The sequence below is a fragment of the Amycolatopsis sp. EV170708-02-1 genome, from assembly GCF_022479115.1.
Taxonomy (GTDB): Bacteria; Actinomycetota; Actinomycetes; order Mycobacteriales; family Pseudonocardiaceae; genus Amycolatopsis.
In genome coordinates, this window is the sequence record NZ_CP092497.1 from 8361726 (window position 1) to 8384745 (window position 23020).

The 23020-nt window shown below is 67.2% G+C and carries 36 protein-coding genes and 1 pseudogene; 3 read left to right on the forward strand and 34 right to left on the reverse strand.

From position 1 onward, the window contains the following. Positions 1 to 370: 370 nt before the first annotated feature. The 3 genes from eccE to MJQ72_RS38025 all read left to right on the forward strand — a co-directional run bounded on the left by eccE (position 371) and on the right by MJQ72_RS38025 (position 3473). Positions 371 to 1552, forward strand: coding sequence for a type VII secretion protein EccE (gene eccE, locus MJQ72_RS38015; RefSeq protein WP_240595812.1), 1182 nt, complete (start codon positions 371 to 373; stop codon positions 1550 to 1552). Further along, entirely contained in the window at positions 1549 to 2271 is a 723-nt protein-coding gene (locus MJQ72_RS38020; protein ID WP_125788830.1) for a hypothetical protein, read from the forward strand. Before eccE ends, MJQ72_RS38020 begins: the two co-directional genes overlap by 4 nt. A gap of 242 nt (positions 2272 to 2513) precedes the next feature. Further along, positions 2514 to 3473 carry an endonuclease domain-containing protein gene (locus MJQ72_RS38025; RefSeq protein ID WP_240595813.1) on the forward strand — a complete coding sequence of 320 codons (960 nt, stop codon included), beginning with the start codon at positions 2514 to 2516 and terminating at the stop codon, positions 3471 to 3473. Here MJQ72_RS38025 and truA read toward each other — a convergent pair. The 34 genes and pseudogenes from truA to rplC all read right to left on the reverse strand — a co-directional run bounded on the left by truA (position 3443) and on the right by rplC (position 23003). Then, positions 3443 to 4276, reverse strand: coding sequence for a tRNA pseudouridine(38-40) synthase TruA (gene truA, locus MJQ72_RS38030; protein ID WP_240601526.1), 834 nt, complete (start codon positions 4274 to 4276; stop codon positions 3443 to 3445). The two genes, MJQ72_RS38025 and truA, sit on opposite strands and share 31 nt — an antisense overlap. 73 nt (positions 4277 to 4349) lie before the next feature. After that, positions 4350 to 4913, reverse strand: coding sequence for a 50S ribosomal protein L17 (gene rplQ / locus MJQ72_RS38035; protein ID WP_038519813.1), 564 nt, complete (start codon positions 4911 to 4913; stop codon positions 4350 to 4352). Positions 4914 to 4987: 74 nt separating this feature from the next. Then, on the reverse strand, positions 4988 to 6061 hold the full coding sequence (locus tag MJQ72_RS38040) for a DNA-directed RNA polymerase subunit alpha (protein WP_005166811.1): 1074 nt from the start codon (positions 6059 to 6061) through the stop codon (positions 4988 to 4990). A 127-nt stretch (positions 6062 to 6188) separates the two neighbouring features. Further along, complete coding sequence (rpsD, locus tag MJQ72_RS38045; protein ID WP_007031054.1) at positions 6189 to 6794, reverse strand: 30S ribosomal protein S4; 606 nt, start codon at positions 6792 to 6794, stop codon at positions 6189 to 6191. Positions 6795 to 6817: 23 nt separating this feature from the next. Next, positions 6818 to 7225: a 30S ribosomal protein S11 gene (rpsK, locus tag MJQ72_RS38050; RefSeq protein WP_004558885.1), complete on the reverse strand. Its 408-nt coding sequence runs from the start codon at positions 7223 to 7225 to the stop codon at positions 6818 to 6820. 18 nt (positions 7226 to 7243) lie between these two features. Next, positions 7244 to 7429, reverse strand: coding sequence for a hypothetical protein (locus MJQ72_RS38055; protein WP_005166807.1), 186 nt, complete (start codon positions 7427 to 7429; stop codon positions 7244 to 7246). Further along, positions 7426 to 7806: a 30S ribosomal protein S13 gene (gene rpsM / locus MJQ72_RS38060; protein ID WP_005166805.1), complete on the reverse strand. Its 381-nt coding sequence runs from the start codon at positions 7804 to 7806 to the stop codon at positions 7426 to 7428. Before rpsM ends, MJQ72_RS38055 begins: the two co-directional genes overlap by 4 nt. A 205-nt stretch (positions 7807 to 8011) precedes the next feature. Next, entirely contained in the window at positions 8012 to 8125 is a 114-nt protein-coding gene (gene rpmJ / locus MJQ72_RS38065) for a 50S ribosomal protein L36 (protein ID WP_004558882.1), read from the reverse strand. A gap of 36 nt (positions 8126 to 8161) precedes the next feature. Continuing rightward, complete coding sequence (gene infA, locus MJQ72_RS38070) at positions 8162 to 8383, reverse strand: translation initiation factor IF-1 (protein WP_005166804.1); 222 nt, start codon at positions 8381 to 8383, stop codon at positions 8162 to 8164. 549 nt (positions 8384 to 8932) lie between these two features. Continuing rightward, positions 8933 to 9709: a type I methionyl aminopeptidase gene (map, locus tag MJQ72_RS38075; protein WP_038519818.1), complete on the reverse strand. Its 777-nt coding sequence runs from the start codon at positions 9707 to 9709 to the stop codon at positions 8933 to 8935. A 44-nt stretch (positions 9710 to 9753) separates the two neighbouring features. After that, positions 9754 to 10308 carry an adenylate kinase gene (locus MJQ72_RS38080; RefSeq protein ID WP_007031052.1) on the reverse strand — a complete coding sequence of 185 codons (555 nt, stop codon included), beginning with the start codon at positions 10306 to 10308 and terminating at the stop codon, positions 9754 to 9756. After that, positions 10305 to 11612 carry a preprotein translocase subunit SecY gene (gene secY / locus MJQ72_RS38085; RefSeq protein WP_007031051.1) on the reverse strand — a complete coding sequence of 436 codons (1308 nt, stop codon included), beginning with the start codon at positions 11610 to 11612 and terminating at the stop codon, positions 10305 to 10307. The genes MJQ72_RS38080 and secY overlap by 4 nt, the downstream gene beginning before the upstream one ends. Positions 11613 to 11921: 309 nt before the next feature. Next, positions 11922 to 12554: a LysE family translocator gene (locus MJQ72_RS38090; RefSeq protein ID WP_240595814.1), complete on the reverse strand. Its 633-nt coding sequence runs from the start codon at positions 12552 to 12554 to the stop codon at positions 11922 to 11924. Positions 12555 to 12604: 50 nt separating this feature from the next. Further along, the gene (locus tag MJQ72_RS38095) at positions 12605 to 13357 is read right to left on the reverse strand and encodes a hypothetical protein (RefSeq protein ID WP_240595815.1); all 753 of its coding nucleotides are present in this window, start codon (positions 13355 to 13357) and stop codon (positions 12605 to 12607) included. Between the two features lie 333 nt (positions 13358 to 13690). Then, a complete protein-coding gene (gene rplO / locus MJQ72_RS38100; protein WP_034304258.1) occupies positions 13691 to 14137 on the reverse strand; it encodes a 50S ribosomal protein L15 in 447 nt (148 codons plus the stop codon). Continuing rightward, the gene (gene rpmD, locus MJQ72_RS38105) at positions 14134 to 14319 is read right to left on the reverse strand and encodes a 50S ribosomal protein L30 (RefSeq protein WP_007031047.1); all 186 of its coding nucleotides are present in this window, start codon (positions 14317 to 14319) and stop codon (positions 14134 to 14136) included. The genes rplO and rpmD overlap by 4 nt, the downstream gene beginning before the upstream one ends. 1 nt (position 14320) lies before the next feature. Further along, positions 14321 to 14965, reverse strand: coding sequence for a 30S ribosomal protein S5 (gene rpsE / locus MJQ72_RS38110; RefSeq protein WP_007031046.1), 645 nt, complete (start codon positions 14963 to 14965; stop codon positions 14321 to 14323). 34 nt (positions 14966 to 14999) lie between these two features. Beyond that, positions 15000 to 15398, reverse strand: coding sequence for a 50S ribosomal protein L18 (rplR, locus tag MJQ72_RS38115; protein WP_007031045.1), 399 nt, complete (start codon positions 15396 to 15398; stop codon positions 15000 to 15002). 2 nt (positions 15399 to 15400) lie between these two features. Beyond that, positions 15401 to 15940, reverse strand: a complete 540-nt coding sequence (gene rplF, locus MJQ72_RS38120; RefSeq protein WP_005166793.1) for a 50S ribosomal protein L6 — start codon at positions 15938 to 15940, stop codon at positions 15401 to 15403. A gap of 16 nt (positions 15941 to 15956) precedes the next feature. Beyond that, positions 15957 to 16355, reverse strand: coding sequence for a 30S ribosomal protein S8 (gene rpsH, locus MJQ72_RS38125; RefSeq protein WP_007031043.1), 399 nt, complete (start codon positions 16353 to 16355; stop codon positions 15957 to 15959). An 80-nt stretch (positions 16356 to 16435) separates the two neighbouring features. Further along, entirely contained in the window at positions 16436 to 16621 is a 186-nt protein-coding gene (locus tag MJQ72_RS38130; protein ID WP_005166789.1) for a type Z 30S ribosomal protein S14, read from the reverse strand. A 4-nt stretch (positions 16622 to 16625) separates the two neighbouring features. Then, positions 16626 to 17189 carry a 50S ribosomal protein L5 gene (gene rplE, locus MJQ72_RS38135; RefSeq protein ID WP_016331092.1) on the reverse strand — a complete coding sequence of 188 codons (564 nt, stop codon included), beginning with the start codon at positions 17187 to 17189 and terminating at the stop codon, positions 16626 to 16628. 2 nt (positions 17190 to 17191) lie between these two features. Then, positions 17192 to 17506, reverse strand: a complete 315-nt coding sequence (gene rplX / locus MJQ72_RS38140; protein WP_005166786.1) for a 50S ribosomal protein L24 — start codon at positions 17504 to 17506, stop codon at positions 17192 to 17194. Positions 17507 to 17509: 3 nt separating this feature from the next. Then, positions 17510 to 17877 (reverse strand): annotated as a pseudogene (gene rplN / locus MJQ72_RS38145) (50S ribosomal protein L14). 77 nt (positions 17878 to 17954) lie between these two features. Next, positions 17955 to 18158, reverse strand: a complete 204-nt coding sequence (gene rpsQ / locus MJQ72_RS38150) for a 30S ribosomal protein S17 (RefSeq protein ID WP_240595816.1) — start codon at positions 18156 to 18158, stop codon at positions 17955 to 17957. Positions 18159 to 18231: 73 nt separating this feature from the next. Beyond that, positions 18232 to 18480 carry a 50S ribosomal protein L29 gene (gene rpmC / locus MJQ72_RS38155; RefSeq protein ID WP_007031040.1) on the reverse strand — a complete coding sequence of 83 codons (249 nt, stop codon included), beginning with the start codon at positions 18478 to 18480 and terminating at the stop codon, positions 18232 to 18234. Further along, positions 18480 to 18899, reverse strand: coding sequence for a 50S ribosomal protein L16 (gene rplP / locus MJQ72_RS38160; protein WP_005166782.1), 420 nt, complete (start codon positions 18897 to 18899; stop codon positions 18480 to 18482). The genes rpmC and rplP overlap by 1 nt, the downstream gene beginning before the upstream one ends. A 3-nt stretch (positions 18900 to 18902) precedes the next feature. Further along, positions 18903 to 19760 (reverse strand): 30S ribosomal protein S3, encoded by an 858-nt coding sequence (gene rpsC / locus MJQ72_RS38165; protein ID WP_016331091.1) that lies wholly within the window; start codon positions 19758 to 19760, stop codon positions 18903 to 18905. Then, complete coding sequence (gene rplV / locus MJQ72_RS38170) at positions 19760 to 20176, reverse strand: 50S ribosomal protein L22 (RefSeq protein ID WP_005166780.1); 417 nt, start codon at positions 20174 to 20176, stop codon at positions 19760 to 19762. The genes rpsC and rplV overlap by 1 nt, the downstream gene beginning before the upstream one ends. Before the next feature lie 29 nt (positions 20177 to 20205). After that, the gene (rpsS, locus tag MJQ72_RS38175; RefSeq protein WP_003102083.1) at positions 20206 to 20487 is read right to left on the reverse strand and encodes a 30S ribosomal protein S19; all 282 of its coding nucleotides are present in this window, start codon (positions 20485 to 20487) and stop codon (positions 20206 to 20208) included. An 18-nt stretch (positions 20488 to 20505) separates the two neighbouring features. After that, positions 20506 to 21339 carry a 50S ribosomal protein L2 gene (gene rplB, locus MJQ72_RS38180; RefSeq protein WP_005166779.1) on the reverse strand — a complete coding sequence of 278 codons (834 nt, stop codon included), beginning with the start codon at positions 21337 to 21339 and terminating at the stop codon, positions 20506 to 20508. 16 nt (positions 21340 to 21355) lie between these two features. Then, complete coding sequence (gene rplW, locus MJQ72_RS38185) at positions 21356 to 21667, reverse strand: 50S ribosomal protein L23 (protein ID WP_005166778.1); 312 nt, start codon at positions 21665 to 21667, stop codon at positions 21356 to 21358. Next, positions 21664 to 22350 (reverse strand): 50S ribosomal protein L4, encoded by a 687-nt coding sequence (gene rplD, locus MJQ72_RS38190; protein WP_240595817.1) that lies wholly within the window; start codon positions 22348 to 22350, stop codon positions 21664 to 21666. Before rplD ends, rplW begins: the two co-directional genes overlap by 4 nt. 2 nt (positions 22351 to 22352) lie before the next feature. Then, the gene (gene rplC / locus MJQ72_RS38195) at positions 22353 to 23003 is read right to left on the reverse strand and encodes a 50S ribosomal protein L3 (RefSeq protein ID WP_007031036.1); all 651 of its coding nucleotides are present in this window, start codon (positions 23001 to 23003) and stop codon (positions 22353 to 22355) included. Positions 23004 to 23020 lie beyond the last annotated feature (17 nt).

The window sequence follows — 23020 nt, forward strand, 5'->3', positions numbered from 1 at the left end:
CCCTCCGGGGTCTCAACCTCCTGGTCGTCCGCCGGGGCCGCCGCCAAGGCCCGGCAGACCGGGTGGTCCGGGCGGCCCGGCCGGAGGCCCGGGAGGTCCCGGTGTTCCTCGCGGTCCCGGGGGCCCAGGCGGCCCTGGAGGTCCTGGCGGACCGCAGGGTCCTGGCGGCCCCGGTGGCCCGGGAGGCCCCAAGGGACCCGGTGGCCCCGGCGGACCTGGTGGTCCGGGGGGTCCCGGTGGGCCAGGCGGCCCGGGCGGTCCTCCGTCCGGCGGCCCCGGCCCGCAGTCCGGTCCCCCGCCCGCTCCGGCGGCACGGATCGCCGCTCCCGCGCGGCGCCGGACCGGTGGGATCAACCTCGGCCCGCTCCCCGTGGCGAACCTGGTCGTGCTCGAACTCGGGCTCGCCATCGGCCTCGTCCTGCTCGCGATCGACATGAAGCTGAAGTACGTCGCGATCGGCGTGCTCGGATTCGCGATCATCATCGCGTTCCTGCGCTGGGGTGGCCGCTGGTTCACCCAATGGGCTGGACTCACGATGCGGTACATGTTCCGTTCACACGATCGTGTGGCGAATCCGCTTCCGCCGAGCAGCATCGAGTCGCTCGCCGCCGAAGAGGACGCCGTCACCGGCCCGGACGACGCCCGCGTGAACCTGCTTCGCCTCGCCGTTCCCGATCTCGTCGTCGCGCACGGCGTTGATCACGAACGCCAGCAGGTCGGCATCGCATGGAACGACGGGACGTGGACCGCCGTCCTGCTCGTCGAGCCCGCGCCCGCGCTGATCACCCAGGCAGGTGGAGCGCCGAGCCTGCCGCTGTCCGCGCTCGCGCCGTGCCTCGAAGACCGCGGTGTGGTCCTCGACTCGATCCAGATGATCTGGCACTGCTACCCGGGCAGCGCCGCGCTTCCGTCGGACTCGCCCGCCCTCAGCTCCTACATGGAGGTGCTCGGCCCGCTTCCCGCGGCCGCGCGGCGTACGACTTGGGTCGCCATCCGGCTCGATCCGCGCCGGTGCCCGGCCGCCATCCGCGAACGTGGCGGCGGTGTCGTCGGTGCGCATCGCGCGCTGATCGGCGCGCTTTCGCGGGTGCGCAACGCCCTGGAGTCGCAGGGCGTGCCGACCCGCCCGCTCGACCCGGACGAGCTGCTGCGGTCCAGCATTTCGGCCGCGGAACTGACCGCGGTCGCCGGTTCGCAGGGGAAGGTCGGCCTGCAGGAACGCTGGACCGGCGTCACCGCGGCCGGCATCGGGCACGCGAGCTACGCGATCACCAGCTGGCCGAAGGGCAAGATCAGCGGCAGCCTGAACGCGTTGACCAGCGTCCGCGCGCTGTCGGCGACGGTCGCGATGTCGATCTCGCCGTCCGCGGACGAGGGCAAGATCGGCCTGCGCGGAATCGTTCGCCTGAGCGCGCGTAACCCGCGTGAACTGGACGCGGCCGACCAGCGGCTGCAGGGCGTCTCGGACCGGCTGGGTGTGACGCTGACGCCGCTGCGCGGCCTGCAGATCTCCGGGTTCTCCGCGACTTTGCCGATCGGAGGCACGGCATGAGCACCCGTATGCGTGACGCAGGCCAGAGCGCCGGTGTCGCCCCGGAATTCACCGTCGATCCGGCGATGCTCGACGCGATCAGTCCGTCGGGTGACCGCGGCGGGATCGTCCTCGGCTCCGGACTCAAGGGTGAGCCGCTGACGATCTCCGCGCTGCGCTCGGCACCGACCCGGATCGTGCTGGTCGGTGGGCTGTACCTGGCTCGCCAGGTGGCGCTGCGGGCGATGGCGGTCGGGGCGTGGGTCGTCGTGGCGACCGGACGTCCGGCCGCGTGGCAGGTGCTCCCCCAGGCCGCGGGGAACCAGCCCAACGGCAGGCCTTCGCCGCTGGTACAGATCCGGCGGCTGTCACCGGTGGACCTCCCGCGGCCGTCCGAGGACGCGCCGCTGCTGGTGGTGACCGACGGCGGCCCGACACCGCAGGACCTGTTCCCGCCGCGGTCGCCGTGGCAGACGACGGTCTACGTGCTGCCGTACCTGCACCCGCAGGCCGGGGCGACCGCGAACGCGGCCGACCTGGTTCTGATGCAGCGGCTCCCGCCGGGCCAGGCCGAACTGGCCGCCCGCATCTGGCGGCTCCCGCCCCAGATGATGAAGCAGCTCACGACGTTGAAGGACGACCAGGTCGTCGCCCTAGGCCGCAACCTGTGGCGTCCTCTGCGCCTGGTCACCACAGCGAAAGAGCAGCAGATCCTGGGCCCAGTCCGCCGAGGCGACTAACCCCGGCCCGCGTCGACTTTAGCGGGCTAATCGCGCTCCCCGGGGCACTGTCCACAACGGACAGTGCCCCCTTTCGCGTCCGGCCGCGTCGCGTTTAGCCCCCTAAACGCGATCCGCGCGGTGAGGTTTGTCAGTCAAGGGGCAATCGCGCTGCCTGTGGATAAGCCGGGTGTTGTGGATAACCCGCCCTGAAATGGCAGTGATTGCCTCGGGCTGTCGGTCTTGTCGGTCACCGTGTCGATATGACCAAACCCTTCGATTCATCCCATCTCCCCGACGTCTTCCGCGGGTCGGAAGCGCGCAAGGCCGGTCTCATCACGGCCAGCCAGCTGCGCGGGTCGAGCGTCCGGCGGCTGTTTCAGGACGTCTACACACGTGCCGGCGTCGAGGTCACACATGAGCTGCGATGCCGAGGCGCCGCACTGCTGGCACCTCCGGAAGCAGTCTTGACCGGGCGTTCGGCGGCGACCGTTCACGGTGTCGAGCTGGCCAAACCCAACGACCCCGTCGAGATGATCGTCCCGGAGAAGAATCGCTTCGGCCCGGTCGTCGGTATCAAGGTTCGGCGGACAGAGGTCAAACCCGAAGAATCGAGACCCTGGAATGGAATTCGCATCGCACGGAAACGTCGAATAGCGTTGGATCTCCTGCTTCGGCTTTCTCCGCGCAAATCCAGCTGGACGCGACGGCTCCGTATCGGCGTCCCGGATCTGGACCAGTTCATGAGGGCCAACAACCTGACCGATCTGCACCTCAATGGCGAGTTCTACGGTCGCCGCAATAGAGGGATCCGCTTGGCCAGGCATGCTTTACGCCTGTCCGACCCTCGTGCGGAGTCACATCCGGAATCGGAACTTCGCATCGTGCTGGCGGCCGGCGGCATCACGGCGACGCCTCAGGTCGAGGTCAAATCGCGAACCGGCCGTTTCCTCGCTCGTCTTGACCTCGCCGACGAGAAGTTCCGGGTCGCCATCGAGTACGACGGCCGATGGCACAACACACCGAAGGAACAAGCCTATGACCGGAAGCGCCGAAGACGCGTGGAGGCCGAGGGATGGCGATTCGTCGTCGTCACCGCCGAAGACCTGGCGAACGACCTCAGAGACGTCGTCGAGGCCGTCTGGCGGGCCCGCCGCGGCGCGTTTAGCCCGCTAAAGGCGCCGCGTCCGGATCAGGAGGGGGTGCGCATGGCGCGCGTTTGATCAGCACGCGCGGCGAGTTCGGCATCTGGCGGGTAGTCGACGGCCATCAACGTGAGGCCGTGCGCGGGAGCGACGGCGCTGTCGCGCGTCCGGCTCTCCAAAACGTCACCCGGCCAGCCCAGCGGACGTCGGCCGTCACCGACCAAGAGCAGTGCCCCCACCAGACTGCGCACCATCGAGTGGCAGAACGCGTCGGCGGAGACCTCGGCCTCGACCGCGTGCGGCCCGGTCCGCCGCCACTCAAGCCGCTGCAGCTCGCGAATGGTCGTCCCGCCTTCACGCTGTTTGCAGAAGGCCGCGAAGTCCTGGAGTCCCAAGAGAGACGCCGAAGCCTCGTTCATCGCGTCAACCGACAGAGGACGGCCCCAGGCCAGAGTGTCGTGACGGCGCAATGGATCCACGCCCCACGGCGCGTCCGAAACACGGTAAAGGTAGTGACGCCGCACGGCCGAGAACCGCGCGTCGAACCCAGGGGCCGCCACCCGGGCATCCAGCACCCGCACGTCACCCGGCAGATACCGATTCCAGCGGTGCCGCATCCGCCCCAGGTCAGGGATACCCCGCTCGTCCAGTTCCAGGCGGCCGGATCGCGTTTTGCCCGCTAAAGGCGACACGTCGACGTGGACCACCTGGCCGGCCGCGTGCACACCGGCATCGGTGCGGCCTGCGACGACGACGGACTTCGGGACCGAAGCCCCCGGAGGCTGCTTCGCGAGCGCCTCTTCGAGGACTCCCTGCACCGTGCGCCGTCCAGGCTGCCGCGCCCAGCCGGAGAAATCGGTGCCGTCGTAGGAGACGTCCAGACGCAGACGAACGAGCCCGCCCTCCGCAGTGGGAGTGGCGGGCTCGTCCGGGGTGTTCGGTGCCGTCAGGACGTCAGTCCTTCTTGCTGTCCGCGTCCGCGGCGGGGGCCTCAGCGGCCTCGTCGGCGGCGGGAGCCTCGGTGGCCTCCGGAGCCTCGGTGGCGGCCGTGTCGGCAGCCTCAGTGGCCTCGGTGGTCTCCTCGGCGGCCGGGGCGGCAGCCTTCGGCTCGTCCTTGGCGAACTTCGTCTTGCGCGCGGCCTCGGCCTCGGCGGTGACGGTCTTCTCGGCCACCAGCTCGATGACGGCCATGGGGGCATTGTCGCCCTTGCGCGCCATCGTCTTGGTGATCCGGGTGTAACCACCCGGACGCTCCGCGAAGAACGGACCGATCTCGGCGATCAGCTTGTGCACGACATCCTTGTCGCGCACGATGCGCTGGATCTGACGACGGTTGTGCAGGTCGCCCCGCTTCGCCTTCGTGATCAGCTTCTCGGCCAGCGGGCGCACCCGCCGGGCCTTCGCCTCGGTCGTCGTGATCTTGCCGTGCTCGAACAGCTGGGTGGCCAGGTTGGCCAGGATCAGCCGTTCGTGCGCGGGCGACCCGCCGAGACGGGGTCCCTTTGTGGGGGTGGGCATCGGTTCTCCTCGTTCAGCTCACAGCTGGAGGCCGGCGCTCCCCCACCCGACCGGTGAGGGAGCCGTAGCTGGCCTTACAGCTGCTCCGTCTCTGCGTAGTCCTGGCCATCGTCGTGGCCGTTGTCCGAAATTCCGTCCGTGATGCTGTCGACGCCCTCGGACCAGCCTTCACCGTCGTAGCTGGCCGCGGCCGCGGTCGGGTCGAACCCGGGCGGGCTGTCTTTCAGCGCGAGGCCGAGACCGACGAGCTTGAGCTTGACCTCGTCGATCGACTTCGCACCGAAGTTGCGGATGTCCAGCAGGTCGGCCTCGCTGCGCGAGACCAGTTCGCCGACGGTGTGGATGCCCTCGCGCTTGAGGCAGTTGTACGACCGGACGGTGAGGTCCAGGTCCTCGATCGGCATCGCGTAGGCGGCGATGGTGTCCGCCTCCTGCGGCGACGGGCCGATCTCGATGCCTTCGGCGTCGACGTTCAGCTCGCGCGCGAGACCGAACAGCTCCACCAGCGTCTTACCGGCCGACGCGACAGCGTCCCGCGGCGTGATCGACGGCTTCGTCTCCACGTCCAGGATCAGCTTGTCGAAGTCGGTGCGCTGCTCGACACGGGTCGCCTCGACCTTGTAGGTCACCTTCAGCACCGGGGAGTAGATGGAGTCGACCGGGATCCGGCCGATCTCCGCGCCCGCCTGCTTGTTCTGCAGGGCCGGAACGTAACCGCGGCCGCGCTCGACGACGAGCTCGATCTCGAGCTTGCCCTTGCCGTTCAGCGACGCGATGTGCAGATCCGGGTTGTGCACGGTGACACCGGCCGGGGGCACGATGTCGGCGGCGGTGACCTCACCGGGGCCCTGCTTGCGCAGGTACATGGTGACCGGCTCGTCCTCTTCCGAGGAGACCACGAGCTCCTTGAGGTTCAGGATGATGTCGGTGACGTCTTCCTTCACCCCGGGAACGGTGGTGAACTCGTGCAGCACGCCGTCGATGCGGATGCTCGTCACGGCCGCGCCCGGAATGGACGACAGCAGCGTGCGCCGCAGCGAGTTGCCGAGCGTGTAGCCGAAGCCGGGCTCCAGCGGTTCGATGGTGAACCGGGAGCGGGTCTCGTTGACCGTCTCTTCGCCGAGAGCCGGTCGCTGGGAAATCAGCATCTTTCCTAATTCCTTTCCAAACGGCGCCCGCCATATGACACCGAAAGGGATGGCGAAGCGGCGGCGCACTCCGGGCGCCGCCGCCCGTGCCCACATCGGGCCGGGGAAACCCCGGCCCGATGGTGGATCACTTCGAGTAGAGCTCGACGATCAGCTGTTCCTGGACCGGAACATCGATCTGAGCGCGCTCCGGGAGCTGGTGGACCAGCACACGGAGGTTGGACGGAACGACCTGGAGCCACGCGGGAACGGGACGCTCGCCGAACGACTCCTTGGCCGCGACGAAGGGCAGCATCGCGAACGACTTCGGCCGCACGTCGATGATGTCCCACTTCGTGACCTGGTAGGACGGGACGTTGACCTTGACGCCGTTGACCAGGAAGTGGCCGTGGCTCACCAGCTGACGCGCCTGACGGCGGGTGCGGGCGATGCCGGCGCGGTAGATCACGTTGTCCAGACGGGACTCGAGGATCTGCAGCAGGTTCTCACCGGTCTTACCCGGACGCCGGACGGCTTCCTTGTAGTACCGGACGAACTGACGCTCGAGAACGCCGTAGGTGTAGCGAGCCTTCTGCTTCTCCTGCGACTGCAGGAGGTACTCGGACTCCTTGATGCGCCCGCGGCCGTGCTGGCCCGGCGGGTAGGGGCGACGCTCGAAAGCCTGGTCGCCGCCGATGAGGTCAACCTTGAGGCGACGCGAAATACGCGTCGCGGGGCCGGTGTAACGAGCCATTTCTTCTTACTCCTCCCCGTTCCTCAGACCCGGCGCCGCTTGGGCGGGCGGCAGCCGTTGTGAGGCTGCGGGGTCACGTCCTGGATGGTGCCGACCTCGAGGCCGGCCGCCTGCAGCGAGCGGATCGCCGTCTCGCGACCCGAACCCGGGCCCTTCACGAAGACGTCGACCTTCTTCATGCCGTGCTCGGCGGCCTTGCGGGCGGCGTTCTCGGCGGCCATCTGCGCGGCGAACGGGGTGGACTTACGCGAGCCCTTGAAGCCCACGTGACCACTCGACGCCCACGCGATCACGGCACCGGTCGGGTCCGTGATCGAGACGATGGTGTTGTTGAAGGTGCTCTTGATGTGCGCGTGACCGTGCGCGACATTCTTCTTTTCCTTACGGCGGACCTTCTTGGCCCCCGCCGCAGTACGAGACTTCGGTGGCATGTTCTGAGGGTTCTCCTGTTAGCGCGCGTTCTCTTGGTGAGCGGCGACCGCTTCGGCCTGTCCGCGCCGGATGATCGAACCGGCGTCGGTGTACAGGTTGCGGAGCGCCATCGGGCGGGCGTAAAGCGCCTTGGGCGAGACACAAGCCGAGCCGCGGCGGTGGACGCCGCCCATACGCACGACCTTCTTGCCCTGGACGCTCACTTCTTGCCAGCCTTCTTCTTGCCGGCGACCGTCTTCTTCGGACCCTTACGGGTGCGGGCGTTCGTCTTGGTGCGCTGACCACGGACGGGAAGTCCGCGACGCCAGCGAAGGCCCTCGTAGCACCCGATCTCGATCTTCCGACGGATGTCGGCGTTCACCTCACGGCGAAGGTCACCCTCGACCTTGAAGTTCTCCTCGATATAGACCCGCAGCTTGGCGAGGTCGTCATCGCTCAGATCCTTGACGCGAGTGTCCGCGTTGAGCTCGGCAGCCGCGATGAGCTGCTTCGAGCGGGTACGGCCGATGCCGTAGATGTAGGTCAGCGCGATCTCCAACCGCTTTTCGCGGGGGAGGTCTACGCCAGCGAGTCGTGCCATTGGCGTTGATGCTCCTTCATAGAATTCATCTCCAGGTCTGCTCCCCGTCCGGTCCCGGGACCGACTCGCCTGTCGTGCCCTCGGCTTGCGCTTCGGGTGTCCCGGCCCCGGCCTGAAGTCCGGGGGTGAACCGGGCCGTTCGCACGGCCCGGCAGGTGCGGGGAGATTGTGTAGCCGTCAATCCACTCTGTACGAGTGCGAGTGATCAGCCCTGCCGCTGCTTGTGCCGCAGGTTCTCGCAGATCACCATGATCCGGCCGTGACGGCGGATCACCTTGCACTTGTCGCAGATCTTCTTGACGCTCGGCTGAACCTTCACGTCTCCTGCTCTCCTGCTTGTGCTAACTCGTCGTGATCACTTGTAGCGGTAGACGATGCGACCACGAGACAAGTCGTAGGGCGAGAGCTCCACGACAACCCTGTCCTCGGGCAGGATGCGGATGTAGTGCTGCCGCATCTTGCCGCTGATGTGTGCAAGGACCTTGTGGCCGTTCTCCAACTCGACGCGGAACATCGCGTTGGGGAGCGGCTCGACTACGCGGCCTTCGACCTCGATGGCCCCGTCTTTCTTGCCCATGTCCTCCGCATTTCCTGTCGCTACGCTGTGTTATCAGTCAGAGCTTGAGTGCTTGGCTGGGTGGTGCATCGGCACACTCCTACCCGGGTCCAATGTCCGTTCGCGAGAATTCACGAGCGCGCAGGATCCGGGCGCGATGAGTACACCGACTTGACAGTGTACGCAACCCGTGTCGTGAGCCCCAAACGGGGGGTGACTGTGTTAGGTGACCCCTGAGCCCGCCGGATGCGACCTCTCCATCGTACGCCTGCGCCGACCTGCGTTTAGCGGGCTAATCGCGCTCCGACGGTGCCGGGACCTGGCGCGCTCAGCGGCCGAGGTGTACCCGATGGGGGCAACGGGCGGGGCGTCTCAGCGGCGGGCCCGGACGCTGCGCCGACCAGCGATCCCACCTGCGTTTAGCGGGCTAATCGCGTTCCCGAGGCGGACTTGCGTTTCGCGGGCTAATCGCGCTCTGGGGAGCCAGATCGCCTTTAGCGGGCTAAACGCGATCCGGGGGCCCACCTGCGTTTCGCGGGCTAAACGCGCTCTACAGGGCGAAGGGGCAGGTCAGGCGTCTTCGGGGGCGGTCAGCACCCAAGGGCCGTCATCGGTGATGGCGACCGTGTGCTCCCAGTGCGAGGCCCGCGAGCCGTCCGCGGTCACGACGGTCCACCCGTCCTCGAGCTCGACGGTCTCCCCGCCGCCACCGGTCAGCATGGGCTCGATCGCGAGCGCCATCCCGGTCTTGAGCCGCGGCCCCTTGCCCGGTTTGCCCAGGTTCGGCAGGAACGGGTCCATATGCATCTGGCGCCCGATCCCGTGACCGCCGTACTCGACGATCATCCCGTACTCGATGCCGTCTTCCCGGCCGGCCTTCTCGGCGGCGGTCTGCACCGCGTGCGAGATATCCGTGAGCCTGCCACCGGACGACACCGCGGCGATCCCCGCCCACATCGCCGCCTCCGTGGCAGCCGAGAGCGCGAGATCCGCCTTCGACACCTCACCGATCGCGAGGGTGACCGCGGAGTCGCCGTGCCAGCCGTCGAGGATGGCGCCACAATCCACGGAGATGATGTCGCCGTCGTTCAGGACCTGCGTCTTCGACGGGATGCCGTGGACGATCTGCTCGTTCACCGAAGCGCAGATCGACGCCGGGAAGCCGTGGTAGCCCTTGAACGAGGGCACCGCGCCGGCGTCGCGGATCGTCTGCTCGGCGAGCTCGTCGAGATCGGCCGTGGTCACCCCCGGCTTGGCGATCTCGCGCACCGCGGTGAGGGTGCGCCAGACGACCAATCCGGCGGCCCGCATCGCCTGGAGCTCGCCAGGGGTCTTGATTTCGATCATGCGCCCACGACGAAGCCGTTGCAGTACACGCAGTCCTCCGAGATTCACGTGCGGTCGCGCAGCGCTTCCAGCACGCGGGCGGAGATCTCGTCGACCGAGCCGACGCCGTCGACCGTGACCAGGATGTCCGCGTAGTACTCGAGCAGCGGAGCCGTCTCGGACACGTAGATCTGCTGGCGACGCCGGATGACCTCTTCGGTGTCGTCCGAGCGGCCGCGGGACAGCAGCCGCTCGACGACGACGTCTTCCGAAACCTGGAGCTGGATGACCGCGTTGAGCTTGGTGTCGACCTCGCCGAGGATCTCGCCGAGGACGTCGGCCTGCTTCGTGTTCCGGGGGAACCCGTCGAGCAGGAAACCGACCTTGGCGTCGGGTTCGGCGAGGCGCTCACGCACCATCTCGTTCGTGACCGAGTCGGGCACGAGTTCGCCGGAGTCCAGGTAGCGCTTGGCTTCCTGGCCCAGCGGCGTCTGCTCGCCCACGTGGGCGCGGAACAGGTCGCCGGTCGAGATGTGCGGGATCCGGAGCTTCTCCGACAGTGCTACCGCCTGAGTACCTTTGCCCGCGCCAGGAGGGCCAACGAGAACCAGGCGCGTCACTTCAAGAACCCTTCGTAGTTACGTTGCATCAGCTGGCTTTCGATCTGCTTCACGGTGTCGAGACCGACACCGACCATGATCAGCACAGCCGTGCCACCGAACGGGAAGTTCTGGTTGTTCCCGCTGCCGGTGACGGACAGGAAGAAGTTCGGAAGGATCGCGATGATGCCCAGGTACAGCGAGCCCGGCAAGGTGATCCGGCCGAGGACGTAGCTGAGGTACTCCGCGGTGGGGCGACCCGGTCGGATACCCGGGATGAAGCCACCGAACTTCTTCATTTCTTCCGCACGCTCGTCCACGTTGAACGTGATCGTGATGTAGAAGTACGTGAAGAAGATGATCAACGCGAAGTACAGCAGGACGTGCGCCCAGCTGGACTGGTTGACGATGTAGTTCTGGATGAAGACCTGCCAGCCCGCGTTGCTGTTGGCGTCGCCGACGAGGCGGCTGATCAGGTCCGGCAGGTAGAGCAGCGATGAGGCGAAGATGACCGGGATGACACCGGCCTGGTTCACCTTGATCGGCAGGTACGTCGAGGTCCCGCCGTACATGCGGCGGCCGATCATGCGCTTGGCGTACTGCACCGGGATCCGGCGCTGGCCCTGCTCGACGAAGATGACGCTGGCGATGATCACCAGGCCGAACACGCAGATCAGAGCGAAGACGACGCCACCCGCGCTGCTGAGGATGTTGCCACCCTCGATCGGGATCCGGGCCGCGATGTTCAGGAAGATGAGGACGGACATGCCGTTGCCGACGCCGCGCTCGGTGATCAGCTCACCCAGCCACATCATGACGGCGGTACCGGCGGTCATCGTGATGACGATGATGGCCAGCGTGTAGACGCTGTTGTCCGGGATGATCGCGGTGTCGCACTGCGGGAAGAGCTGCTTGCGGTCGGCGAGTGCCACCACACCGGTCGCCTGCAGGACCGCGAGGGCGATCGTCAGGTACCGGGTGTACTGGGTCAGCTTGCCCTGGCCGGCCTGGCCTTCCTTCTTCAGTTCCTCGAATCGCGGGATGACCACGGTGAGGAGCTGGACGATGATGCTCGCCGTGATGTACGGCATGATGCCGGTCGAGAACAGCGACAGCTGCAGCAGTGCACCGCCACTGAACAGGTTCAGCAGCTGATAGACGCCCTCCTGCGACCCGGTCTCCGTACATTGCTGCACGGCGGAATACGAGATGCCCGGGGCCGGAATGGTGGCACCGATTCGGTAGACCGCGACGATGGCTAGCGTGAACAGGATCTTCTTACGTAGATCCGGCGTCGCTAGAGCCGAGCGGAAGGCGCTGAGCACGCGGGGAACCTCCTCGGCGTCGTCGGCTGTCTTACCGACGATCGGCTTGGCCGGCCTGGGGCCGGCGGGAACACACAGCTTTCTGGCACAAGCCAGGAACGCTTCGGGGCACACTCGTCCCGAAGCGTGCCGCCGACTCTAACAGCTTCACAGGGCGTGTCCGCAGTGCGTGTGGGTTTTCCGGACGAAGGTTGGTCCGCGGGGTTGATCGACTTGTGCTTCTCGCTCCGGAACCTTGACAGATCGCCTTACCTGTCCCAGCTTTCCGGGCCCTGCCGGATCGCGTTCAGCCCGCTAAACGCACTGTGATCAGGAGCTCGAAGTGGCCAAGGCGCCGGCCATGCCGAGGAGCACCACACCGGTGCCGCGGTCCACGTTGCGAGTCGCCCGGCGGGACAGCCGGAGCGTCTTCACGAGCGCGCCCGCGCCGATGTAGGTCGCACCCGCGACGAACTCGGCTAGCAGGTAGACGGCGCCGAGGATCGCGATCTGGGCGGAAAAGGAGCCGTGAGCTGCGTCGATGAACTGAGGCACGAACGCGGTGAAGATGAGGATCGCCTTCGGATTCGTGATCGCGACGACGAATTCCTTCCTCGCGATCCGTAGCGCCGGCACGGATTCGGCGACCGGCGGCGACTGGACCAGCGTGGTGCGCCCGGCGCGGAACGTCGACCACAGCAGACGTCCACCGAGCCAGAGCAGGTAGGCGACACCCGCCCACTTGATCACCGTGAGTGCAAGCTCGGATGCCGCGAGGAGCTGTCCGAGACCTGCCGCGACAGCCGCGATGAGCACCGTGAATGCAGCCAATCGGCCTAACAGCCCCGCTAGCCCCTTCCAGGCCCCTTGCGTCATTCCGTGGTGCAGGCCGAGCAGATTGTTCGCCCCTGGCGTAAACGCCACGAGCACCGCCGCTCCGAAAAAGACCGCCACCCAAGTCATCGGCCACCTCCTACCCCACCGTATCGGCGACCGCGAGCGCGTTTAGCGGGCTAATCGCGCTCCTTCGCACCGGGATCCGGCGGCGGCGCGAAGGCTGAATAGTCCGGGGGCTCCGGCGGGAGCACGGTGATGGAGATGCCGTCCTTCGGTGTGGGCATTTCCGCGAGGGCCGAGTCTCCGCTCACTGGGACAGCGTCGTCCTGGACGCGGTGGCTCATGACCGCCGCACCCACCGCGGCGACGACCGCAGCGAGCAGTGCCCACATCCCCGCTTCGAGTGTCAGGACCACCTTGACGTCATCTCCCAGCTGACGCCCGGCGCTCAGCGTGGCGATGGTGCTGACGACACCGGTTAGGAACACCGCCGCGATGGTGGTGAGCCACCTGTCCATCGCGCCCGGGCGTCCGGCGGCTCGCGCGCTGACGATCGCTGCGGCCAGCAAGAGAGCCGCGGCGACCAGGAGCGGGATACCGAGCGGAGACGACGAAGTGGTGAAAGCAGGTTCGTTGGTCTGTAACGCCGTCGTGTCCCACGCGCTTTGCACGAACACCATCAGGAGCTGTTCGCTGGTGTCGAAGGCGAACCGATGCTCGGTCTTGAAGAGCGGGAAGAAGCAGCCTACGAGGGCCAGGACTAGAGCCAGCGATGCCAATCCCGCGGCGACCAGTCTGCGGGGCTCGAGCCGGCCAGGCCGCGCCGGCTCGCCTACGGGATCCATGGGGCCGGAAACCGATACGACCATCGGCGGAGCGTCCGGCTGCTGCTGAACGGGCTGCGGATCCTGCCCTGGAGGTATGGCCACCTCACGATCCTTCCAGCTCGGACACCCCTCCGCCACGCCCGCGACCGCTGCGGCCGACTTGCGTTTAGCCCCCTAATCGCGATCCGGGCGGCGGGCATCTGGGCGACCGTCAGAGCGCGTTTAGCCCGCGAAACGCAGGTCGGTGCCGGGGCGGCGGCCCACGACCCAGATCGCGATTAGGGGGCTAAACGCAGGTCGGCGGGAGGGGCGGGCGAAACGGGCCAGATCGCGTTTAGCCCGCGAAACGCAGGTCGGAGGCGCCGGAGGGAGCGCAAGCGAAAGGCCCGCCTGGCGGAGCCTGGCGGGCCTTTCGGTGAAGCGAGCGAAGAAAGCTCAGAGCGTGGTGGCGGAGCCACCGGCAGCGGAGAGCTTCTCCTTGGCGGAGCCGGAGAAAGCGTCGGCGGTGACGTCCAGCTTGACGCCGTTCACGTCGCCGTTGCCGAGCACCTTCACGAGCTTGCCCTTGCGGACGAGACCGTTCGCGACGAGCTCCTCGGCGCCGACCTTGCCACCCTCCGGGAAGACGCGGGCGATGTCGCCCACGTTCACCGGCTGGTACTCGGTACGGAACCGGTTCTTGAAGCCGCGAAGCTTCGGGAGCCGCATGTGGATGGGCATCTGCCCACCCTCGAAACCGGCGGGCACGTTCTTCCGGGCCTTGGTGCCCTTGGTACCGCGACCGGCGGTCTTGCCCTTCGAGCCCTCACCACGGCCGACGCGGATCTTGTCGCGCTTCGCGCCCGGAGCCGGACGAAGGTGGTGGATCTTGATGGCAGTCATGCCTTGACCTCCTCGACCTCCACCAGGTGGCGGACGGTGTGGATAAGGCCGCGCACCTCGGGAGTGTCATCACGCACGACGCTCTGGCGGATCTTGCGCAGCCCGAGGGTGCGCAGCGACTCGCGGTGAGCGTGCTTCGTGCCGATCTTGCTCTTGACCTGGGTCACCTTGAGCTGAGTCATGTCAGACCCCCTGACCCGCGCGCTGACGCAGCATGCGAGCCGGAGCGACGTCCTCGAGCGGGAGACCGCGGCGGGCCGCGACCTCTTCGGGACGCTGCAGGCCCTTCAGGGCCGCCACGGTCGCGTGCACGATGTTGATCGCGTTGTCGGAGCCGAGCGACTTCGACAGCACGTCGTGGACACCCGCGCACTCCAGCACCGCGCGCACCGGGCCACCGGCGATGACACCGGTACCGGCCGAGGCCGGACGGAGCAGCACGACACCGGCGGCTTCCTCACCCTGGATGGGGTGGGGGATGGTGCCGGCGACGCGGGGAACGCGGAAGAAGTTCTTCTTCGCTTCCTCGACGCCCTTGGCGATGGCCGCGGGAACTTCCTTGGCCTTGCCGTAGCCGACGCCGACCTGACCGTCGCCGTCACCGACGACCACCAGGGCGGTGAAGCTGAAGCGACGACCACCCTTGACGACCTTGGCGACGCGGTTGATCGTCACGACCTTCTCGAGGTGCGGGGTCTTTTCCTGGCCGGCCCCGCCACGGCCGCTGTCGCGCCGGTCCCGGCGGTCGCGACGGTCATTGCGGTCGTTGCCGCCCTGCCCGCCGGGTCCACCCTGGCCGCCGCCGAATTGCCGTGTACGTCCCGGCATCAGGCTTTCCTTCCATTCACGAGCATCTGCTGCATCAGAACTCCAACCCCGCCTCACGCGCGGCGTCGGCGAGCGCCGCGATGCGGCCGTGGTAGGCGTTGCCACCACGGTCGAACACCACGGTCGAGACACCGGCGTTCTTGGCGCGGGCGGCGACGAGTTCCCCGACCTTGGCGGCCTTGGCCTTCTTGTCGCCTTCCAGCGCGCGGACGTCCGCCTCGAGGGTGGACGCCGACGCCAGGGTCTTGCCGGCGAGGTCGTCGATCAGCTGCACGGCGATGTGCCGCGACGAACGCTTGACGACCAGGCGCGGACGCTGGTCCGTGCCGTTGATCTTCTTGCGAAGGCGGAAGTGCCGACGGGCCTTCGCGACGCGGCGGCGGGTCGAGATGTCCTTGCCGACCGGCTTGCGCTTCGTAGTCGTGTCGCTCATGATCACTTACCCGTCTTTCCGACCTTGCGGCGGATCTTCTCACCCTCGTAGCGCAGGCCCTTGCCCTTGTACGGGTCCGGGCGGCGCAGCTTGCGGATGACCGCGGCGATCTGGCCGACCTTCTGCTTGTCGATGCCCGAGACCGAGAACCGGGTGGGGGTCTCGACCTTGAAGGTGATGCCTTCCGGCGCCTCGATCTTCACCGGGTGGCTGTAGCCGAGGGCGAACTCGAGGTCCGAGCCCTTGGCCTGCACGCGGTAACCGACACCGTGGATCTCGAGCTTCTTCTCGTAGCCCTCGGTCACACCGACGACGAGGTTGTTGACCAGCGTCCGGGTGAGACCGTGCAGGGCACGGCTGGTGCGCTCCTCGTCGGGCCGCTTGACCTCGAGCGTGCCGTTTTCGGCCTGCTCGACGGTGATGGGCTCGGCGATGGTGTGCTCGAGGGTGCCCTTGGGCCCCTCGACCTTGATCTGCTGACCGTCGATGGTCACCTTGACCCCGGAGGGGACGGCGACCGGCAGCTTTCCAATGCGTGACATGTCTGTGCCCCCTTCCTTACCAGACGTAGGCGAGGACTTCGCCGCCCACGCTGTTTCGCTTGGCCTGACGGTCGGTCTGGAGGCCGGACGACGTCGAGATGATCGCGACGCCGAGGCCACCGAGAACCGACGGCAGTTCGGTCGATTTTGCGTAGACCCGCAGACCGGGCTTGGACACGCGGCGAAGGCCGGCGATGCTGCGCTCACGGTTGGGGCCGTACTTCAGCTCCACGACGAGGTTCTTGTGCTTCTCGCCCGGCTCGTCGCGGTAGCCCGAGATGTAACCCTCGCGCTTGAGGATCTCGGCGATGTTCGCCTTGATCTTCGAGTGGGGAAGCACGACCTCGTCGTGGTACGCCGAGTTCGCGTTACGCAGACGGGTCAAGAAGTCTGCGATGGGGTCGGTCATCGTCATGGTGACCTGTCAACCTTTCTCGCCCTGGTTCCCTGCACTCACTGCAGGGCCTGTGGCGAAGTGGGAGTTAAAAAAGACTCTTACCAGCTGGACTTGCGGACGCCGGGCAGCTCGCCCGCGTGTGCCATCTCGCGAAGGCAGATCCGGCAGAGCCCGAACTTGCGGAACACCGAGTGCGGGCGACCGCACCGCTGGCAGCGCGTGTAACCGCGAACCTTGAACTTCGGCGTCTTCGCGGCCTTGTGGACCAGTGCTTTCTTGGCCATCGACTCAGTTCTCCTTGAACGGGAAGCCGAGCTTGCGAAGCAGCGCGCGGCCCTCGTCGTCGGTGTTGGCGGTGGTGACGACAGTGACGTCCATACCGCGCGGGCGGTCGATGGCGTCCGGGTCGATCTCGTGGAACATGGACTGCTCGTTGAGACCGAACGTGTAGTTGCCGTTGCCGTCGAACTGCTTCGGCGAAAGCCCGCGGAAGTCACGGATACGCGGCAGCGCGATGGTCAGCAGCCGGTCGAGGAACTCCCACATGCGGTCGTTGCGCAGCGTGACGCGCGCACCGATCGGCTGGCCCTCACGCAGCTTGAACTGCGCGATGGACTTGCGAGCCTTGCGAACCTCGGGCTTCTGCCCGGTGATCGCGGCCAGGTCGCGGATGGCGCCTTCGATCAGCTTGCTGTCACGGGCGGCGTCTCCGACACCCATGTTCACGACGACCTTGACGACGCCCGGGATCTGGTGGACGTTCTCGAAGGAGAACTCCTCCTGGAGCTGTCCCTTGATCTCCTCGCGGTACCGCACCTTGAGGCGCGGGGCGATCTTCTCTGCGGTGGTCATGATCAGATGTCCTTACCGTTCCGGCGCGAGACCCGGACCTTCTTGCCGTCCTCGCCGATGCGGTAGCCCACCCGGGTCGGCTTGCCGTCGGAGTCGACGACCATCACGTTCGAGACGTGGATGGGCGCCTCCTGCGTGACGATGCCGCCGGACTGCGCGCCGCGCTGGGTCTGGGAGATCCGCGTGTGCTTCTTGATCCGGTTGACGCCCTCGACCAGCACGCGCTCGCGCTCGGGGTAGGCCTGGATGACCTTGCCCTTGGCACCCTTGTCCTTGCCGGCGATGACGACGACCGTGTCGCCCTTCTTCACCTTCATGCTCTACAACACCTCCGGCGCGAGCGAAATGATCTTCATGAACTTTCGGTCGCGCAGCTCGCGGCCGACCGGCCCGAAGATGCGGGTGCCGCGGGGCTCATTGTCGTTCTTGATGAGCACAGCAGCGTTCTCGTCGAAGCGGATGTAAGAACCGTCCGGACGACGGCGCTCCTTGCGCGTGCGAACGATGACGGCCTTGACGACGTCACCCTTCTTCACGCCGGCGGCCGGCATGGCGTCCTTCACGGTGGCGACGATGATGTCGCCGATGCCCGCGTAGCGCCGCCCGAGCCACCGAGAACGCGGATGCAAAGGATCTCCTTCGCGCCCGTGTTGTCGGCAACCCGAAGCCGCGACTCCTGCTGGATCACGTCTACTCCTGTATGTCGCGCTGGTTCTCGCGTTCTGCCGCGAGCCTTGCGGAACTAAGGGACTCAGAGAGCCCTACTTACTTGGCCTTCTCCACGATCTGCACCAGACGCCAGCGCTTGGTCGCCGACAGCGGGCGGGTCTCCATCAGGGTGACCCGGTCGCCGACGCCCGCCTCGTTGTTCTCGTCGTGCACCTTGACCTTGCTGGTGCTGCGGAGAACCTTGGCGTAACGACGGTGCTTCTTGCGGTCTTCGAGCTCGACCACGATCGTCTTGTTCATCTTGTCCGAGACGACGTAACCCTCACGGACCTTGCGGTCGTTGCGGGGGCCGCCTCAGCGTTGGGCTGCTCGCTCATGCGGCACCTTCACTCTCGGCGTCAGGGGAAACGGACAGGCCGAGTTCACGCTCGCGCATGACCGTGTAGATCCGCGCGATGTCCGTGCGGACGGTGCGCAGACGGCGGTTGTTGTCGAGCTGTCCGGTCGCCATCTGGAAGCGGAGGTTGAAGAGCTCCTCCTTGTATTCCTTCAGACGCAGAACGAGCTCTTCCGCGGTGAGCTCACGCAGCTCCGATGCCTGGGCGGCACCTGCCTTCGCCATCAGAACTCACCACCTTCACGGGTCACGATGCGGCACTTCATGGGCAGCTTGTGGATCGCGCGACGGAGCGCCTCACGGGCGGTCTCCTCGTTCGGGAACGAGATCTCGAACATCACGCGGCCCGGCTTCACGTTGGCGATCCACCACTCGGGCGAACCCTTACCGGAACCCATGCGGGTTTCCGCCGGCTTCTTGGTCAGCGGGCGGTCCGGGTAGATGGTCGTCCACACCTTGCCGCCACGCTTGATGTGACGCGTCATGGCGATACGAGCGGACTCGATCTGCCGGTTGGTCACGTAGCTGTGCTCAAGCGCCTGGATGCCGTACTCGCCGAAGTTCACCTTCGTACCGCCCTTGGCGGCACCGTGGCGCTTCGGGGAGTGCTGCTTCCGGTGCTTGACCCTGCGCGGGATGAGCACGTGTCAGCCCTCCGTCTTTTCTGCAGTCTCAGCAGCCGGGGCCTCGGTGGCGGTGCCACCCTTGGGGGCGTCGTCGCTCTTCGCGGCGGCGGCCGCCCGGCCGGCTTCGGTCGAGGTCGGCGTCGTGCCCGACGAGCCGGAACGGCGCGGTCGGGACGGGCGGTCACCACGGTCACGGCGCGGGGCGCGCTCGGCGGCCGCGGCGGCGTCACGCGCCTCCTTGGCCTTGAGGCCACCCACGAGCTCGCCCTTGTAGATCCACACCTTCACGCCGATGCGACCGAACGTCGTCTTGGCCTCGAAGAAGCCGTAGTCGATGTCGGCGCGCAGCGTGTGCAGCGGGACGCGGCCATCGCGGTAGTGCTCGGAGCGGGACATCTCGGCACCGCCGAGACGACCGCCGCACTGCACGCGGATGCCCTTGACCTGCGGCGAACGCATGGAGGTCTGGATCGCCTTGCGCATCGCGCGGCGGAACGCCACACGGTTGCTCAGCTGCTCCGCGACACCCTGGGCGACGAGCTGGGCGTCGGCCTCGGGGTTCTTGACCTCGAGGATGTTCAGCTGGACCTGCTTGGCGGTCAGCTTCTCCAGCGCGCCGCGGATGCGGTCGGCCTCCGCGCCGCGACGGCCGATGACGATGCCCGGCCGGGCGGTGTGGATGTCGACGCGGACCCGGTCACGGGTGCGCTCGATCTCGACCTTGGAGATCCCGGCGCGCTCCATGCCCGTGGACAGCAGCTTCCGGATCTTGACGTCCTCGGCCACGTACTCCGCGTACTGCTTGTCGGCGTACCAACGCGACTTCCAGTCCGTGGTGATACCCAGGCGGAAGCCGTGCGGGTTGATCTTCTGGCCCACTACCGGCCACCTGCCTTCTTCTTGCCCTGTGCCTTCTTGGCCTCGGCCTTGGGACGCGACTCCACCTCGACGGTGATGTGGCTGGTCCGCTTGCGGATCCGGTACGCGCGGCCCTGGGCCCGCGGACGGATGCGCTTGAGGGTCGGGCCCTCGTCGGCGTAGGCGTTCTTGACCCAGAGGGTGTCCGGGTCGAGATCGAGGTTGTTCTCGGCGTTGGCCACGGCGCTGGCGAGCACCTTCGCGACCGGCTCGCTTGCCGCCTGCGGGGCGAACTGGAGCACGGCCAAGGCGTCGGCGGCGCTACGTCCCTTGATCAGCTCGATCACCCGGCGCACCTTGGTAGGCGAGTCCCGGACGAAGCGAGCCCGCGCGTAAGCCGTCGGCAAAGCCTCGGCCACGTCGTTCTGGGCGTTCATCGCTAGATTCCTTGTTCTCTCGTGCCCGCTCAGCGGCGGCGCGACTTGCGGTCGTCCTTGATGTGGCCCTTGAAGGTCCGAGTCGGCGCGAATTCGCCCAACTTGTGACCCACCATCGCCTCGGTGACGAACACCGGGACGTGCTTGCGGCCGTCGTGCACCGCGATCGTGTGACCCAGGAAATCCGGGATGATCGTGGAGCGACGCGACCACGTCTTGATCACGGTCTTCTTGCCCGACTCGTTGAGAGCGTCCACCTTCTTGAGCAGGTGGTCGTCCACGAAGGGGCCCTTTTTGAGGCTACGTGGCATGTTCTTCTACCTCCCTGCTCAGCGCTTCTTGCCGGTACGCCGGCGGCGGACGATCATGGCGTCGGAAGCCTTGCGGCGGCGGGTGCGGCCTTCGGGCTTACCGTTCGGGTTCACCGGGTGGCGACCACCGGAGGTCTTACCCTCACCACCACCGTGCGGGTGGTCGACCGGGTTCATGACGACACCACGGACGGTGGGACGCTTGCCGCGCCAGCGGTTACGGCCCGCCTTGCCCCAGTTGATGTTCGAGTGCTCGGAGTTGCCGACCTCGCCGATGGTGGCGCGGTTGCGCACGTCGACGTTGCGGATCTCGCCCGACGGGAGACGAAGCTGGGCGTACGGCCCGTCCTTCGCCACCAGCTGCACCTTGGCACCGGCGGACCGCGCCATCTTCGCGCCGCCACCGGGGCGGAGCTCGATCGCGTGGATCACGGTGCCGACCGGGATGTTGCGCAGCGGCAGGTTGTTACCCGGCTTGATGTCGGCACGGGGGCCGTTCTCGACCGTGTCACCCTGCTTGAGCTTCTCCGGGGCGATGATGTAGCGCTTCTCGCCGTCGGCGTAGTGCAGGAGCGCGATACGAGCGGACCGGTTGGGGTCGTACTCGATGTGCGCGACCTTGGCGGGAACGCCGTCCTTGTCGTTCCGGCGGAAGTCGATCAGCCGGTACGCGCGCTTGTGGCCACCGCCCTTGTGCCGGGTGGTGATCTTGCCGCTGGAGTTACGGCCGCCGGACTTGCTCAGCGGACGCAGCAGCGACTTCTCCGGGGTGGACCGAGTGATCTCGGCGAAGTCGGAGACGCTGGAACCGCGACGACCCGGGGTCGTCGGCTTGTACTTGCGGATGCCCATGTGTCAGCTCAGTCCTTTACGCGGTGGGTCCGCCGAAGATCTCGATCGGCTTGCTCTCAGCCGAAAGAGTCACGATGGCGCGCTTGGTGTCCTTGCGCTTGCCGAAGCCGGCGCGAGTCCGCTTACGCTTGCCCTGGCGGTTGGCCGTGTTGACGCTGACCACCTTGACGCCGAACACCTTCTCGACCGCGATCTTGATCTGGGTCTTGTTGGCGTCCGGGCGGACGATGAACGTGTACTTGTGGTCCTCGAGCAGCCCGTAGGACTTCTCGGAGATCACCGGCGCGAGCAAGATGTCGCGGGGATCGGGGATGGCGATCGCACTCACTGCTCGTCACTCCCTTCAACCTCGCTCGACCGAGCCGAAGCCTTCGCGCCCTTGCCCCGGACGGGGCCGGCGACGAACACGTCGTAAGCGGCCTTGGTGAACACCACGTCGTCGTTGACCAACACGTCGTAGGTGTTGAGCTGGTCGGGCGTGATGATGTGGACCTCGGCCAGGTTGCGCACGGAGTTCCAGCTCAGCTCGTCGTCGCGGTGCAGCACCACGAGAACGCGCTTGGCCTGGGTCACCGCGGCGATGGCGGCCTTGGCGGACTTGGTGGACGGCTTCTCGCCGGTCACCAGTTCGGTGATGACGTGCAGCTGTCCGGCACGGGCCCGGTCGGAGAGGGCGCCACGCAGGGCGGCGGCCTTCATCTTCTTCGGGGTCCGCTGGGTGTAGTCGCGCGGCGTGGGGCCGTGGACGACACCACCGCCGACGAACTGCGGCGCACGGGTCGAACCCTGGCGGGCGCGGCCGGTGCCCTTCTGGCGGTACGGCTTCTTGCCACCACCGCGGACTTCACCGCGGGTCTTGGTGTCATGCGTGCCCTGGCGAGCGGCGGCCAGCTGGGCCACCACGACCTGGTGCATGAGGGGCACGTTGGCCTGCACGTCGAAGATCTCCGAGGGGAGCTCGACCGTGCCGTCGGCTTTACCGGCCGGGGTCTTCAGCTCGACGCTGGTCATGTTCAGTTACCACCCTTCGCGGCGCTGCGAACGAACAGCAGGCCGCCCTTGGGACCGGGCACGGCGCCCTTGATCAGCAGCAGGCCGTCCTCGGCACGCACCGCGTGCACGGTCAGGTTCTGCGTGGTGACCCGGTCGTTGCCCATCCGGCCCGCCATGCGCAGGCCCTTGAAGACGCGGCCCGGGGTGGCGCAGCCACCGATCGAGCCGGGCTTGCGGTGCACGGCCTGGGCACCGTGGCTCGCGCCCTGGCCCTTGAAGCCGTGACGCTTCATGACACCGGCGTAGCCCTTGCCCTTGCTGGTACCGGTCACGTCGACCTCGATACCGGCCTCGAACACCTCGGCGGTGATCTCCTGGCCGACCTCGTAGGTCTCGGCGTCGGTGGTACGCAGCTCCGCAAGGTAACGACGCGGGGTCACGCTCGCCTTGTCGAAGTGGCCGGTGCGCGGCTTGTTCACGCGACGCGGGTCGACCGCGCCGAAAGCCAGCTGCACGGCCTTGTAGCCGTCGTTCTCCTGGGTCCGAACCTGGGTGACCACGTTCGGCCCGGCCTGCACGACGGTCACCGGGACGACCCGGTTGTTCTCGTCGAAGACCTGGGTCATGCCGAGCTTGGTGCCCAGGATGCCCTTCACTTGCCTGTCAGACATGAGTCTCTTACTCTCCG

Bases quoted from the DNA above. Each gene is read 5' to 3' on its own strand.
- rpmD (WP_007031047.1), bottom strand. From the start codon at position 14,319: ATGACTCAGCTCAAGGTGACCCAGGTCAAGAGCAAGATCGGCACGAAG.
- rpsM (WP_005166805.1), bottom strand. From the start codon at position 7,806: ATGGCACGACTCGCTGGCGTAGACCTCCCCCGCGAAAAGCGGTTGGAG.
- rpsS (WP_003102083.1), bottom strand. From the start codon at position 20,487: ATGCCACGTAGCCTCAAAAAGGGCCCCTTCGTGGACGACCACCTGCTC.
- MJQ72_RS38020 (WP_125788830.1), top strand. From the start codon at position 1,549: ATGAGCACCCGTATGCGTGACGCAGGCCAGAGCGCCGGTGTCGCCCCG.
- map (WP_038519818.1), bottom strand. From the start codon at position 9,709: ATGATCGAAATCAAGACCCCTGGCGAGCTCCAGGCGATGCGGGCCGCC.
- rpsE (WP_007031046.1), bottom strand. From the start codon at position 14,965: ATGCCGGGACGTACACGGCAATTCGGCGGCGGCCAGGGTGGACCCGGC.
- rpsK (WP_004558885.1), bottom strand. From the start codon at position 7,225: ATGCCACCGAAGTCTCGTACTGCGGCGGGGGCCAAGAAGGTCCGCCGT.
- MJQ72_RS38040 (WP_005166811.1), bottom strand. From the start codon at position 6,061: ATGCTGATTTCCCAGCGACCGGCTCTCGGCGAAGAGACGGTCAACGAG.
- rpsQ (WP_240595816.1), bottom strand. From the start codon at position 18,158: ATGAACAAGACGATCGTGGTCGAGCTCGAAGACCGCAAGAAGCACCGT.
- rplQ (WP_038519813.1), bottom strand. From the start codon at position 4,913: ATGCCCACCCCCACAAAGGGACCCCGTCTCGGCGGGTCGCCCGCGCAC.
- rplX (WP_005166786.1), bottom strand. From the start codon at position 17,506: ATGAAGGTGAAGAAGGGCGACACGGTCGTCGTCATCGCCGGCAAGGAC.
- rplR (WP_007031045.1), bottom strand. From the start codon at position 15,398: ATGAGCGACACGACTACGAAGCGCAAGCCGGTCGGCAAGGACATCTCG.
- rplF (WP_005166793.1), bottom strand. From the start codon at position 15,940: ATGTCACGCATTGGAAAGCTGCCGGTCGCCGTCCCCTCCGGGGTCAAG.
- rpsD (WP_007031054.1), bottom strand. From the start codon at position 6,794: ATGGCTCGTTACACCGGCCCCGCGACGCGTATTTCGCGTCGCCTCAAG.
- MJQ72_RS38130 (WP_005166789.1), bottom strand. From the start codon at position 16,621: ATGGCCAAGAAAGCACTGGTCCACAAGGCCGCGAAGACGCCGAAGTTC.
- infA (WP_005166804.1), bottom strand. From the start codon at position 8,383: ATGGGCAAGAAAGACGGGGCCATCGAGGTCGAAGGCCGCGTAGTCGAG.
- rpmC (WP_007031040.1), bottom strand. From the start codon at position 18,480: ATGGCGAAGGCAGGTGCCGCCCAGGCATCGGAGCTGCGTGAGCTCACC.
- rplO (WP_034304258.1), bottom strand. From the start codon at position 14,137: ATGACTGCCATCAAGATCCACCACCTTCGTCCGGCTCCGGGCGCGAAG.
- rplV (WP_005166780.1), bottom strand. From the start codon at position 20,176: ATGAACGCCCAGAACGACGTGGCCGAGGCTTTGCCGACGGCTTACGCG.
- MJQ72_RS38090 (WP_240595814.1), bottom strand. From the start codon at position 12,554: ATGACTTGGGTGGCGGTCTTTTTCGGAGCGGCGGTGCTCGTGGCGTTT.
- rplC (WP_007031036.1), bottom strand. From the start codon at position 23,003: ATGTCTGACAGGCAAGTGAAGGGCATCCTGGGCACCAAGCTCGGCATG.
- rplE (WP_016331092.1), bottom strand. From the start codon at position 17,189: ATGACCACCGCAGAGAAGATCGCCCCGCGCCTCAAGGTGCGGTACCGC.
- rplB (WP_005166779.1), bottom strand. From the start codon at position 21,339: ATGGGCATCCGCAAGTACAAGCCGACGACCCCGGGTCGTCGCGGTTCC.
- rplD (WP_240595817.1), bottom strand. From the start codon at position 22,350: ATGACCAGCGTCGAGCTGAAGACCCCGGCCGGTAAAGCCGACGGCACG.
- rpsH (WP_007031043.1), bottom strand. From the start codon at position 16,355: ATGACGATGACCGACCCCATCGCAGACTTCTTGACCCGTCTGCGTAAC.
- MJQ72_RS38025 (WP_240595813.1), top strand. From the start codon at position 2,514: ATGACCAAACCCTTCGATTCATCCCATCTCCCCGACGTCTTCCGCGGG.